The sequence below is a fragment of the Bacillus sp. SIMBA_005 genome (genome assembly GCF_046535585.1).
GTDB lineage: Bacteria > Bacillota > Bacilli > Bacillales > Bacillaceae > Bacillus > Bacillus pumilus.
Map to the genome: position 1 here is coordinate 1 of NZ_JAWRWI010000280.1, position 278 is coordinate 278.

General features: G+C 41.0%; 1 pseudogene. It reads left to right on the top strand.

Going from position 1 to position 278, the window contains the following annotated elements:
• Positions 1–158: 158 nt before the first annotated feature.
• Positions 159–278 (top strand): annotated as a pseudogene (locus SB660_RS20110) (sporulation membrane protein YtaF); the annotation flags it as partial.

A 278-nucleotide genomic window follows, 5' to 3' on the forward strand; every position in this document is an offset into this window, starting at 1 on the left:
ATTTTCTGTCAAGGGTGTCACCTCGTTTCCGCCGGAATGATGATCGTCAATCAATAATTTTTGCAGAAAAGGTACCTTTTCTGTGCTGCTGAATAGGATAGTGTAGATTCAACGGCACAACATGTTGAAAAGACATCAAAGAATGGAGAGAAACGAACATGGCTTGGTTATTGGTTTTAGGTTTGGCAGTGTCCTCAAGCACTGATAATTTAGGAGTGGGGATGTCATACGGCATCAGAAAAATCAAAATAGCGCATGCGTCAAATATGATGATCGCT